Raw genomic sequence first — 12,248 nt, 5'->3', positions numbered from 1 at the left:
TGCAAGGTGAAGCTATGAATATTAAATTAAATTGCGACATGGGCGAGAGTTTTGGTATTTGGAAAATGGGAAATGATCAAGAAATAATGCCTTTTATTGATATGGCAAACCTTGCTTGCGGATATCATGCAAGTGATGCCTTAACTATGAATAAATCAGTAGCGCTTGCAAAAGAATATAATGTTACAATTGGAGCACACCCATCTTACCAAGATTTAGTAGGATTTGGTAGACGTTCAATACTTTGTTCACTTGAAGAAATTAAATCTATTATTCTTTATCAGTTAGGTGCTTTATCAGCTTTTTGTAAAGCACATGGAACTGCTGTTTCTTATTTAAAACCTCATGGTGCATTGTATAATGACATGATGAAAGATGAAAATATTTTAAAAGCAGTCTTAAGTGCAATCTCTTCTTTTGATAAAAATATAAAATTGATGGTTCTTTCAACTCCTAATAATGAAGCGCATAAACATACTGCACTTTTATATGGAATAAACTTACTTTTCGAAGTTTTTGCAGATAGAAACTATAATGATAATGGTACTTTAGTTTCAAGAGCAATGCCTAATGCGATGATTAATGATGATTTAGAACTAGCACAAAGAATTATTAACTTACGAGATAGAGGATATATAGAAACAATAAATAAAGAAAAACTTTTTATTGAAGCGAATACTATTTGTGTGCATGGTGATAACAAAAATGCATTAGGTTTTATTAAACTACTAAAAAAATCTCTTAATTAATTTTCTTCTTTTAGTTCATGAAATAGTGCTTCAAAAACTTCTTTTGATTCTTCATTATTTTTAAATCTAGATATAGCATAATTATAATCTGCTCTTATTACTAAACCAGTCTTACTTTTTAGTGTTGTATTTTTTAATAATTGTTGTATATTAAAAATTAAATCTGATACCTCTTTTTTATTTTCATGATTAACAAAAATAAAAAATTTACTATCGAAGAATCTTGCTGTTTTAAAGCTTGTTTTTTCTTCATTTAGTTTTTCTTTTATAAAATTATTTATAAATATAATTAGATTATTAGAAAGTAATTCTCCATATTCATTTTGTATATAGTCAAAGTCTATAACATCTATTAGCACACAAATTCCATCATCTTTAAACTTTGAGTCTTTATCTAAAAATTTATTATATATCCATTTTCTATTGTAGCAAGTAGTTAAATCATCAACAAAAAGTTTTTTGTTTAAACTTTTTACTTCTTTTTCTAGTTTTATCATTTGTGAGTATATATCAGTAAGAGTATCAATATCTTTATTAAGCAGTGCCTTTTGTGTTCCTTCAACTGCATTCTTTACTATTGAAGCATTTTTTTCTATAGAAAACATATATTCTTCAATAGAATTGAAATCTTCAATTAGTATTTTATTTAATTCTTTTTCAAATGATGAATCTTCAAGGTTAACATCTAAAGTTCGTGCATTTTTATTAAACTTTTCAAAATAGATAGATGGCATAATTACATCTTTATTTAATAAATCATTAATTGTTACATCAGTAATTTTTTTTAGTTGAATCTTCATTATTTATCTCCAATTATTTCAGTTATTTCTACAGGTTTACTTATATAATAGCCTTGGGAATAATCTATGCCAATTGCTTTTACATATCTTAATATTTTTATATCACTAACAAATTCTGCAACTATTTTTATTTCTTGCTGTTTACAAAACTGAACAATACTTTTTATTAAGTTTAAGTAGATTTCTTCATCAATCTTTTTGATTAAAGAACCATCAATTTTTATATAGTCTACATTCAAATTTAGTATATATTCATAATTTGAAAAACCAGTCCCAAAGTCATCAATTGCAATCTTTACATTATATTTTTTTACTTCTGAGATAAAATCATTAACAATATTAAAGTTTGCTATTTTTTCGCTTTCTAAAATTTCTATTGTTAAATATTTACCAATATTATTTTTTCTTATTTTCGCAATTAATGATCTTTTTATATTAGGATTTAAAATATCTGTATAATCAAGATTAATACTAATGTTTTTTTTGTATTTATTAATATAAAAAACAATTTTATCTATTAATAATTCCATTAGTTTTGTATATAATCGACATTTTTTAGATTTGTGAATAAATACATGAGGTAAAAGAATATTACCTTTCTTATCATATAACCGCATTAGTGCTTCATATTTTATAATCTGTTCTGTTTTATTATCCATAATAGCTTGAAAATATGGTTCAACTAATTCATTTTCAATATTATAATTTAAAATATCAAGTAAATCTTCATTTATTGCTTCATTTTTGTAAAGATAAGAATCATAATACATATAATGAACAAAGTTTAATTTTGCTTGATGTAGTGCTTTTTCTGCATAAATTCTAATTAATTGATCATCACTTTTTGAACAACCAATTGTAATATCAATATTTATATTTGCAGATTTATTATTCAATTTAAAAGGATGATTAATAACATGCTCAAAGATTAAGTTTTTGATTTCTAGAATTTCATCAATTGTAAAATCTTCATATATTGTTAATTCAAAGACGTCAGCATGGGTGTTTGTTAATTCTATTAATATTTTTTTATTAATCTTTTTTCTTATTAAAGATGTGATTTTATTTTCTAATAGTTTTTTTAATTGTTTAATTATATAGTCACCATTTTGAAAATTATAAATGGCATTTATATCTTTCATATATAAAATATCAATTAAGAAAAGTGTCTTAATATTATTTTTATTGAAAAATTTATATATATAATTTTGAAGTGACAAAATCTAGCCTTTAATTAAAAAATAATGTTTAGGGATTGTATATTAAATTAACTTTAAGAAATGTAAAAAAAACATTATTTCTTGTAAAATTTATATATTTAATACTCTTTTTGATAGAATCGCCTTAAATATCTTTAGGATTAAAAAATATGAAGAAAATAAATATAAAAAATATAGAACTAAACATTGATATGATACCACTTTTAGAATTAAAAGATGTAAATAATAAAATTATTATAGATATCGATGGTAATAAATATATAAATAAAGAAGTTCCAAAGAATAAAGCAATCATTTTTATTAATGATAACTTTATAAAAGATGAAAATACAAATGATATTAAATCATTATCAAATAGTTTATTTGAAAAATATAAACCAATAGTATCAGGAACAACTTGTAAAATAAAACCATTAAATAATTGGCAAAAGATTATTGGAATGAATAGAGAAAATATGCTTTATTTTGACCATCCAAGTGATGGAATTGAGATTTTTGAAGACTCTATTTTAGAAGAGTTCGGTTGGCATGCAGTTGCTTTAGAAATTGAATATAGAGATATTAGTGATTTTATTGAAGAGTATTGTGACGGAATTTTTCTTTGCTATGACAATGAAATCCAGTTTAATGGCTTTGCTATAGTTGATGATATAAATAAAGTGCGAGTACAGGTAAAAGAATTCATTATTAATAAGACAAAAGAAAATATAAAAAATGATGAAGTTGATTTAGATGAAGATGATGCAATTGAAGCTTTAGAATTTTTTGGAATTGAGGCCAAATAATGGAAGAATTGATTAAAGACTGGGGATATTTAGCATTATTTGCTTACTCTTTTGGTGGAGGGTTTGTTGGTTTAATAATAGCAGGTGTTTTATCCTTTGCAGGTGATTTAAATATATATATTTCAATCGCAGTTGCTGCTACTTCAAACTTTTTAGGGGATCAGTTTTTATTTTTTCTTGCAAGAAAGAATAAATCTTATGCGAAAGATATGATGAAAAACTACGGAAGAAAGATTGCACTTGCACATTTAATGATGCGTAGATATGGATCTTTCGTAGTTTTTGTACAAAAATATGTTTATGGAATTAAAACATTAATTCCTCTTGCTATGGGATTAACAAAATACTCATCAATTAAATTTACAATTTTTAATATTATTGCAACTATTATTTGGGCTTGTATTGTAGGATATGGTTCTTATGCTGCTGGTGAATATATTCTAGCAATAGCCGATGATTTTAAATATGTAGGAATTGGAATTGTTTTAGTAATTGTAATTGGAGTTTCATATATATTTAAAAGAATTGATAAAAAATAGATAATTGAGTAAGATTTTTAATTATTTTAGTTATACTCTAAGAATTTAATTTCTTGGAGTAAAAAATCTTGCAATACGATGTATCTTATGATAATGATAAAGCTCTTTATACTACAATTCTTAACAATACCACTGAAGGTATTATCATTGTTGATGAAAAAATTAGAATCATTGAGTTAAATAAATCTTGCGAAGATATAACAGGATACTCCTTTAAAGAAGTAAAAAACAAAAATCCAAATATTTTTTCTTCAGAAACAATTTCCAGTGATAGATATAAAAAAATATGGAAGCAGATTTCTAAGAGTGGTTTTTGGATTGGTGAACTTCAGAATAGACATAAAAATGGAAATATCTATCCTATAATTATAAAAATCTATAAGTTTTATAATAAAAAATCAAAAAAACTTAATTACTTTGGAATATTTTCAGATATTTCATCACAAGAAAGAATGAATGACAATTTATTACATTTAGCTTATCATGACCCTTTAACAAATCTTCCAAATAGACTTAAACTTGAAGCACAATTAGAATATGTTGTGAATAACTCTAAACGAAATAATTTACAATTTGCAATTTTATTTTTAGACTTAGATGATTTTAAAATCATAAATGACACTTTAGGTCATTCAAGTGGTGATGAAGTTTTGATCTCCTTTGCTAATAAATTTAAAGAAATTATTAGAACGAATGATATGATAGCAAGAGTTGGTGGAGATGAATTTATTGTAGTTTTAAGTGATATTTCTAACTATTTATTCATTGAAAGAGTTTGTAGTAAAATTTTAGCCCTAGTAAATAAACCATTTAATATTAATAATACTAGTTTTAATATAGGTGTTAGTATTGGAATTGCAGTTTATCCGCAAAATGCCGATAATTATAAAGATTTAATTCATAATGCAGACTCGGCAATGTATTATGCAAAAAACAAAGGTAAAAATCATTTCAAATTTTATTCAAAACAAATGAATAAAAATCATAATTTTCAAGCTGAAAAAGAAATAGAACTTTTTAATGCTATTAAAAATGATGAATTTATTATTCACTTTCAACCAGAAATTGATCTTAAGACTAATAAAGTTTTTGCCTTAGAAGTTTTATCTAGATGGAAAAAAAATAATAAAGTAGTTATGCCTAATGATTTTATATCAGATTTAGATAATACAAATCATATAATAGAGTTTGAAAAACAAATCCTAATAAAATCCTGTAAACAGTTAAAACTTTGGCAAGATAGAGATATCTATCATGGTGTTATTTCTATTAATATTTCTGGAAAACATCTAGAAACAGGTGATTTATATAAGCTAGTTGTAGATGTGTTAAAAAGTCACAAGTTAGAAGCAAAATACTTAGAATTAGAATTTAATGAGTATGATGTAATGAAAATATCAACAAAAACACTTTTTACATTAAATAATCTATCGGTATTGGGAGTTAGTTTATCTATAGATAATTTTGGAAAAGGTTTTTCTTCTTTTAATTATTTAAGAGAATGCTCAATTTCAAAACTAAAAATTGATAAATCATACATTGATTCTTTAACAAAAGAAAATAATGATGAAGATATTGTTAAATCAATTATTGATTTAGGTATTAATATGGGATTATCTGTAATTGCTGAAGGTATAGAAGTTCCTTTACAAGATGAAATTATAAAGAAAAATTCATGTACTAAAGTTCAAGGCTTTTTTTATGCAAAACCAATGGATAGTAAAGAGTTTGAACATTGGTACAAAAATTTCAATCAATTAAATATAAAAGCTTAAGTTTAGATATAATATCAAAAAATTATAATAAAAAAGGCTTTATCATTTCTACAAATATAAAAGAAGATGAAAAATTCTCAAAATTAAAACTTCCAGAAGAGTTCTTAAAAAACCTTGAATCTTTAGGTTTTGACAAAATGACAGAAATTCAAGCAAAATCTTTACCTTCACTTTTAGATGAAAAAGATGTAATTGCACAAGCAAAAACAGGTTCAGGAAAAACTGTTGCTTTTTCTATTCCTATTGTTCAAAAACTTGATGTAAAAAGATTTAGAATACAATCAATTGTACTTGCACCTACACGTGAACTTGCTAATCAAATTGCAATTGAAATTAGAAAACTATCACGACATATTCATAATGTAAAAGTTCTTACACTTTGTGGCGGAGTTGCATATAGACCTCAAGTATCATCACTTTTTCACGGAGCACATATAATTGTTGGAACTCCAGGAAGAATTTTAAAGCATATAAATGAAGAGAATATCAATTTAAATGAAGTTAATACTTTAGTTCTAGATGAAGCTGATAAAATGCTTGATATGGGTTTTTTAGAAGATATTGGACTTATTATTGATACACTTCCAAAAAATAGACAATCTATGCTATTTTCTGCAACATACCAAGAAAATATTGATAATTTAGCTAAGTTTGTTACAAAAAATCCATTAAATGTAAAAAATGAAAATGAAGAAAAAACTATAATTGATCAAAAGCTTTATGAAACAAATCAAGATGCAAAAACATCGATTATCCCTTCTTTAATCTCATCAAATAAAGCAAAATCTGTGATTATTTTTTGTAATACAAAAATACAATGTGATGCCTTAAGTGATGATTTATATGACTTAGGACTTGATGTATTAACTCTTCATTCTGATTTAGAACAAAAGCAAAGAGATGAAACAATTATCTTTTTCTCAAATAAATCTTATCCTATTTTAATTGCAACTGATGTAGCTTCAAGAGGTCTGCATATTGATGATATTGATTTAGTAATTAATTATGATTTAGCACGAGATGTAGAAACTCATACACATAGAATTGGAAGAACTGCAAGAGCAGGTAAGGGTGGTTTAGCTATTTCTTTATTTACAATTGATGATGAGGATAAAATAGAAGATTTAAAAGCTGATTTTGATAACTTGCAGTTTGAAAGAGTCGAACACTTAGATGATGATTTATCATATAAAATTGATAGTGATTACAGAACACTGTTTATAAATGGTGGAAAAAAACAAAAAGTAAGAGCAGGTGATATTTTAGGAGCCCTTACAGCAGGTGTTGGACTTGCTAAAGATGATATAGGAAAAATAAACTCTCTAGATTTTTGCTCTTATGTAGCAGTAAAAAAAGAAGTAGTGAAAAAAGCTTTAGATGGCTTAAGTAATGGTAGAATTAAAGGTAAATACTTTAAGATTTATGAAAAATAGTGATTCAATAGTTAGCCAAAAGGCTAACTATTATGAATCTTGATTGATAATATGTACATCTCTTTGTGGGAAAGGAATTGATATATTTGCTGCATCTAATGCATTTTTAATATCTTCTCTTACACCAAAATAAACATCCCAGTAATCATCTGTATTACACCAAGGCATTACAAGTAAATTAACTGAAGAATCAGCTAATGCATTTACTCCAACTGCACAAGCAGGGTCTTTTAATACTTTGTCATTTTTAGCAATTGTATCAAGTATTACTTTTTTAGCATCAGCTATATTACTATCATAAGAAATACCAATTTCCATATCAACTCTAATAGTACCATTTGCAGTTACATTTGTAATTGAGTTAGAAGAAACTGCTGAGTTTGGTAAAATTACTGTTTTATTTTGGAACGTTGTTAAAACAGTATTAAAGATTTGAATTTCTTTAACAATTCCTAATTGACCTTGTGATTCAATTAAATCACCAATTTTATAAGGTCTAAATACTAATAATAATACTCCTCCTGCAAAGTTTGCAAGTGAACCTTGTAATGCTAAACCAATAGCTAAACCAGCAGCACCCAGAACAGCTACAAATGAAGTAGTAGCAATTCCTACCATTGAAGCAACAGAGATAAATAGTAATATCTTTAATCCCCATGATGTTAAACTTTGTAAAAATGGAATTAAAGTTTCATCTGTTTTTGAAGCAACTAATGCTTTACCTAATACTTTTGTTACTGCACTAATAATCCATAGTCCAATGATTAATGTTACAATTGCAAGTGCAAGCTTAGGTGCATATTCCATTGTTAAATTAACCGCAGTTGATGCGTATTTCTCCATATCCATTTCCATGTAATAATCCTTTTTGTGTATTAAATAATAATATATGAAATTATAGTGAAATTAATGTGTAACATTATTAAGTTATGATAAAATCTCAAAATTTTAAAAAAGGAATAAAATGAAATCAGCATCTGCTAGACACTTATTAGTTGAAAGTGAAGAATTCTGTAATGAATTAAAAGAAAAAATTGCAAACGGAGAAAAGTTTGAAGATCTTGCAAAAGAACATTCAAAATGTCCATCAGGTCAAGATGGTGGGAACTTAGGTGATTTTCATCAAGGACAAATGGTTCCTGAATTTGATGCAGTAGTATTCAATGAAGCAATCAATGTTGTTCATGGTCCAGTTAAAACACAATTTGGATACCACTTATTAGAAACTACTTCTAGAAACGACTAATTAGAAAACTTAATACTTCTTTTATTTAATTTTATTATAATAAATAAAAAGGAGTATTATGAAATTATTACTATTAATCTCAACACTTACAATAAGTTTATTCGCAGGCTCAATAAACTTTGAAAAAGATTTATCTACTGCTAAACAAAAAGCAATTGACTCAAATAAAAAACTTATGATTATGTACTCAACACCTACTTGTCCGGAGTGTAATTACATGAAGAAAAAAGTTTTAAAAGATAAAGAAATTGTATCTTTTGTAAATGAAAACTTTGTATCTGTTATTATGGATATTAAAGAAGATGAAAAAAATCTACCTTATAAATTTATTGGTATTCCAACTTTTTATTTCTCAAATGCAAAAACAATGGAACTTCTATCAAAGAAAATAGGTGGAACAAGAGAAAAACAATTTTTACAAATTGTTCAAAATGTGAAGTAAGGTCAAGAATATGAAATATCTATTAATATTAACATTTTTAATATCTTCATTATTCGCTTATGAACAAGCAGACTTAGATAAATTTTTAAAAACAAAAGATTGTCAAGAATGTGACTTAAGTGGTGCAGATTTAAGTAAAAAAGATTTAAATGCTGCAAATTTAAGTGGAAGTGATTTAAGTGGGGCAAACTTAAGCGACACTAATTTAGTAAAAGCTAATATGTGGGGTGTAAATCTTGAAAATGCAAATTTAATTAATACAAACGCAAGAGCTTCAAATCTTACTGGTGCTGATATCATAAACATAAAATGTGATAATACAACATTTAAAGGTACAAATTTTGCAAATGCAACATTTGAAAATGTAAAGTGTACAAATCTTTCAATTTGGTCTGCTAACTTTTTAGAAACTAGTTTTGAAAATACAGATTTCGAAAATGCAGGTGGAGCTTATGCTATTTTTAGAGATGTTGATTTAAGCCAATTAAATATAGAAGGTGCAATTTTTTGGAATGCAAAGTTTACAGATTCAATTGTTAAAAAAGAAGATTGTAAGCATTTAAAAAATGAAGAAGCAATTTTAAAAAATGTAGAGTGTGAGTAACTTAAATTAATTTAAGTTCTTACACTTTTTCTTCTTCTTTTTCTACTTCTTCATCCCATAAAATTGAAACACCATATTCTTTATCTGGTATTACATATTTAAAATACTCACTAGTACCTTTTCTTCCATGTAATCTTATCGTAGCTTGACCATCTTGTAGAAGTTTTTTCATTTCATATTGACTAAAACTTCGTTTATTCCATCGTAAAAAAGCATTTGAGTAAACTCTAAAAGTACATGTTGATTCTGCTGTAAATACAAATGATTCACTTTCATCATAAACTTTTTGTGCATGTTCACAAGTATAAAGTTTTATTTTCTTTCCTTGTGCAACAAAATCTCTTGCAATTACACTTCCCTCACAGTAGGGGCATTTTCCTAATATCATAATAATACTCTTTTGTTTAATTTAGAGTATTCTAACAATTTTTTTTTAGCTTTTTAAAAAATATCTCAAATTGTAATATTATGGAGCTAATCTTTTTATTGTCCATTCCCCATCTTCTTCTTTTTCATAAAGAAATCTATCATGAAGTCTATCTTGTCCACCTTGCCAAAATTCAATTCTTACAGGTTTAATTATATATCCACCCCAAAAGTCAGGAAAAGGAACTTCTCCTTTTACAAATTTTCTTTTTATTTCATCAAACTTTTGCTCTAGTAAACTTCTTGAAGTGATAATAGAACTTTGATGTGAAACCCAAGCTCCAATTTGACTACCCTTTGGACGTGAAAGAAAGTATTTTAAAGAATCTGTTGTTGATATTTTTTCAATAGTCCCTTCAATCTTTATTTGTCGCTCCAGTGGAATCCAAGAAAATAAAGATGAAGCTTGTGGATTCTCATCTATCTGTCTTGCTTTTTTACTTTTGTAATTTGTAAAAAATACAAATCCTTTTTCATCAAAAGTTTTAAGTAATACTGCTCTAACACTTGGCATCATATCTTTTCCAACTGTGGCTAACATCATTGCATTTGGTTCAGGCATTTGCTCATCTATTGCATCTTGAAACCATGTTTCAAACTGCTTAATTGGATCTTTATCTAAATCCGGAATATCTAAACCTTTTGTAGTATATTTACCTCTAATTGCACTTAAATCCAAAGCTTATCCTTTTTTCTTATTACCCAATTTTATCAAAATAATACTTTTTTTAATCATTAAAAAATGTCGAATAATATATCTTTTAACTCTTTTTTCATTTCTTCATTTAAAACTTTTTTATTTGAGTAAATATAAAAAGGAACTGTGTTTAACATGGATTGTTTAAGCCTTTTTCTTAATGTTGAAATTTCATCAATATTAATTAACTCTCCACCATCATAAAATGAAAACTCTTTTTCAAGACCAATATTAAAAGAGACTACTTGATATGAAAAAAATGTTTTATCATTAGTTTTTTCCCATTTTTTTGTAAAACTATCAAGTGCAAGTTCTAGTTTTTTTGCTTTTTCACCTTTTATATATCCAAAGCTTTCTCTAAATTTATATCTCTCAACTGTAGAAAATCCAAGAACTTTATAAAATTCATTTAGATTTTTCCATGGACTTCTAAATTTTCTTTTTCCAAATAATACTTCTTCAAAACAATAAAGGTATTTTTTATCTTCAGAACTTAATTCATCTTTTTCTTTTATTATAAAGTACTCATTTTTAAATAGTGAAATAAGCCAGTTTTCATCTAACATTGAAATTGTATCTAGCTTTTTTTCTATATTTCTATTATTAAAATTCCAAAGCATTGATATATTGTCAGATGTCTTTTCATTCATTTTTGGATTTTGAAAATACTTGATAGCAAGGTATTGAATTACATTTTCAAGTAAAGCATCAGTTTTTGCAATACCATGGTTAAAGATTACTTTTTTGTAAAGATTAAATCTCATCTCTAGCATATGCTCAATATCAATTAAGGACATATCAAAAAAGCTTAAGTAAAATTTTTCATTTTGTTTTACTAAAATAGCTTGTTTTGTAATTCTTATATGATCGTTTGGTCCTGTGATATATCCACTTGCAAGCATATCTCTATTAACGTAATCTAATCTATCAGCATCTACTGTGCTATCAATAAATCTATGTAAAACTTTAAAGTCAAAACCATAAATTGTTTTTTCTTCTAAAATATATAAACAAAGTTTTTCAATTAGTTTTATATATTTTTTATCATTAGATTTTTTTAATAAATCATTAACTTCATATTCAAATAATAATCTTAAAAATTCTTTTCCAATGGCTTCGTGTAATACCTCGTTTGAATTATTAGTAATTTTCTCATAATTGTTTTTAAATTCAATCTCTTTTTCAAGTAAAACTTCTTGATTTTCTTCTTTTTGAATAATTCTTGAATAAACTTTTTTCAAAGCATTTTCAGCTTGATGAGAGAAGGGTAGGTGTCCTACATCATGAAGTAATCCAACAATTCTAATAGTTTGTAATATAACTGTATATGCTGTTGAGTGAGCTTTAGATTTAGTAGGTACATTAAATTGATATAAAGCTTTATTATCAAAATAATCCATTGTTTTTAAATCTAAATTTAAATTTTCATCTTTTATGATTTTTTTAATTGCACTTTTTAATGATGATAAAAAATCATCTCTTGTTAGTTTATCAGCATTTAAAAGAGAGTTTTTAAACATAAAAGATGCTAA

14 protein-coding genes are annotated in these 12,248 nt (G+C 25.6%); 8 read left to right on the top strand and 6 right to left on the bottom strand.

Annotated features, from left to right (window positions below; all coding sequences use genetic code 11):
- The first annotated feature begins 14 nt into the window (after positions 1-14).
- On the top strand, positions 15-749 hold the full coding sequence (locus D3Z07_RS04870) for a 5-oxoprolinase subunit PxpA (protein ID WP_164707198.1): 735 nt from the start codon (positions 15-17) through the stop codon (positions 747-749).
- On the opposite strand, the gene D3Z07_RS04865 is transcribed toward D3Z07_RS04870, so the two are convergent.
- Positions 746-1,549, bottom strand: a complete 804-nt coding sequence (locus tag D3Z07_RS04865; RefSeq protein WP_122893207.1) for a diguanylate cyclase domain-containing protein — start codon at positions 1,547-1,549, stop codon at positions 746-748. The genes D3Z07_RS04870 and D3Z07_RS04865 overlap by 4 nt on opposite strands.
- Positions 1,549-2,769: an EAL domain-containing protein gene (locus tag D3Z07_RS04860; protein ID WP_076085447.1), complete on the bottom strand. Its 1,221-nt coding sequence runs from the start codon at positions 2,767-2,769 to the stop codon at positions 1,549-1,551. Before D3Z07_RS04860 ends, D3Z07_RS04865 begins: the two co-directional genes overlap by 1 nt.
- A gap of 149 nt (positions 2,770-2,918) precedes the next feature.
- On the opposite strand from D3Z07_RS04860, the gene D3Z07_RS04855 reads away from it, so the two are divergent.
- The 4 genes from D3Z07_RS04855 to dbpA all read left to right on the top strand — a co-directional run bounded on the left by D3Z07_RS04855 (position 2,919) and on the right by dbpA (position 7,301).
- Positions 2,919-3,554 (top strand): hypothetical protein, encoded by a 636-nt coding sequence (locus tag D3Z07_RS04855; protein ID WP_122893206.1) that lies wholly within the window; start codon positions 2,919-2,921, stop codon positions 3,552-3,554.
- Complete coding sequence (locus D3Z07_RS04850) at positions 3,554-4,093, top strand: DedA family protein (RefSeq protein ID WP_076085451.1); 540 nt, start codon at positions 3,554-3,556, stop codon at positions 4,091-4,093. The genes D3Z07_RS04855 and D3Z07_RS04850 overlap by 1 nt, the downstream gene beginning before the upstream one ends.
- Positions 4,094-4,161: 68 nt before the next feature.
- Positions 4,162-5,868 (top strand): sensor domain-containing protein, encoded by a 1,707-nt coding sequence (locus D3Z07_RS04845; protein WP_122893205.1) that lies wholly within the window; start codon positions 4,162-4,164, stop codon positions 5,866-5,868.
- Positions 5,829-7,301, top strand: coding sequence for an ATP-dependent RNA helicase DbpA (dbpA, locus tag D3Z07_RS04840; RefSeq protein WP_228200577.1), 1,473 nt, complete (start codon positions 5,829-5,831; stop codon positions 7,299-7,301). The genes D3Z07_RS04845 and dbpA overlap by 40 nt, the downstream gene beginning before the upstream one ends.
- A gap of 30 nt (positions 7,302-7,331) precedes the next feature.
- On the opposite strand, the gene D3Z07_RS04835 is transcribed toward dbpA, so the two are convergent.
- Positions 7,332-8,156 carry a mechanosensitive ion channel family protein gene (locus D3Z07_RS04835; RefSeq protein ID WP_197682254.1) on the bottom strand — a complete coding sequence of 275 codons (825 nt, stop codon included), beginning with the start codon at positions 8,154-8,156 and terminating at the stop codon, positions 7,332-7,334.
- Positions 8,157-8,265: 109 nt separating this feature from the next.
- On the opposite strand from D3Z07_RS04835, the gene D3Z07_RS04830 reads away from it, so the two are divergent.
- The 3 genes from D3Z07_RS04830 to D3Z07_RS04820 are packed head-to-tail and all read left to right on the top strand — an operon-like array spanning position 8,266 to position 9,593.
- On the top strand, positions 8,266-8,547 hold the full coding sequence (locus tag D3Z07_RS04830) for a peptidylprolyl isomerase (RefSeq protein ID WP_122893204.1): 282 nt from the start codon (positions 8,266-8,268) through the stop codon (positions 8,545-8,547).
- A gap of 58 nt (positions 8,548-8,605) precedes the next feature.
- Positions 8,606-8,989, top strand: a complete 384-nt coding sequence (locus tag D3Z07_RS04825) for a thioredoxin family protein (protein ID WP_122893203.1) — start codon at positions 8,606-8,608, stop codon at positions 8,987-8,989.
- Between the two features lie 10 nt (positions 8,990-8,999).
- The gene (locus D3Z07_RS04820) at positions 9,000-9,593 is read left to right on the top strand and encodes a pentapeptide repeat-containing protein (RefSeq protein WP_122893202.1); all 594 of its coding nucleotides are present in this window, start codon (positions 9,000-9,002) and stop codon (positions 9,591-9,593) included.
- 19 nt (positions 9,594-9,612) lie between these two features.
- On the opposite strand, the gene D3Z07_RS04815 is transcribed toward D3Z07_RS04820, so the two are convergent.
- The 3 genes from D3Z07_RS04815 to D3Z07_RS04805 form a co-directional block, all read right to left on the bottom strand.
- Positions 9,613-9,981: a hypothetical protein gene (locus tag D3Z07_RS04815; RefSeq protein ID WP_122893201.1), complete on the bottom strand. Its 369-nt coding sequence runs from the start codon at positions 9,979-9,981 to the stop codon at positions 9,613-9,615.
- Positions 9,982-10,059: 78 nt separating this feature from the next.
- Positions 10,060-10,698 (bottom strand): pyridoxamine 5'-phosphate oxidase, encoded by a 639-nt coding sequence (gene pdxH, locus D3Z07_RS04810; protein ID WP_122893200.1) that lies wholly within the window; start codon positions 10,696-10,698, stop codon positions 10,060-10,062.
- A 56-nt stretch (positions 10,699-10,754) separates the two neighbouring features.
- Positions 10,755-12,236, bottom strand: a complete 1,482-nt coding sequence (locus D3Z07_RS04805; protein WP_228200576.1) for an HD domain-containing protein — start codon at positions 12,234-12,236, stop codon at positions 10,755-10,757.
- Between the last annotated feature and the right edge of the window lie 12 nt (positions 12,237-12,248).

The sequence above is a fragment of the Arcobacter peruensis genome (assembly GCF_003711085.1).
GTDB lineage: Bacteria > Campylobacterota > Campylobacteria > Campylobacterales > Arcobacteraceae > Poseidonibacter > Poseidonibacter parvus.
The sequence above is the reverse complement of the archived record's forward strand: the minus strand, read 5'-3'. Positions and strand labels throughout refer to the sequence as shown.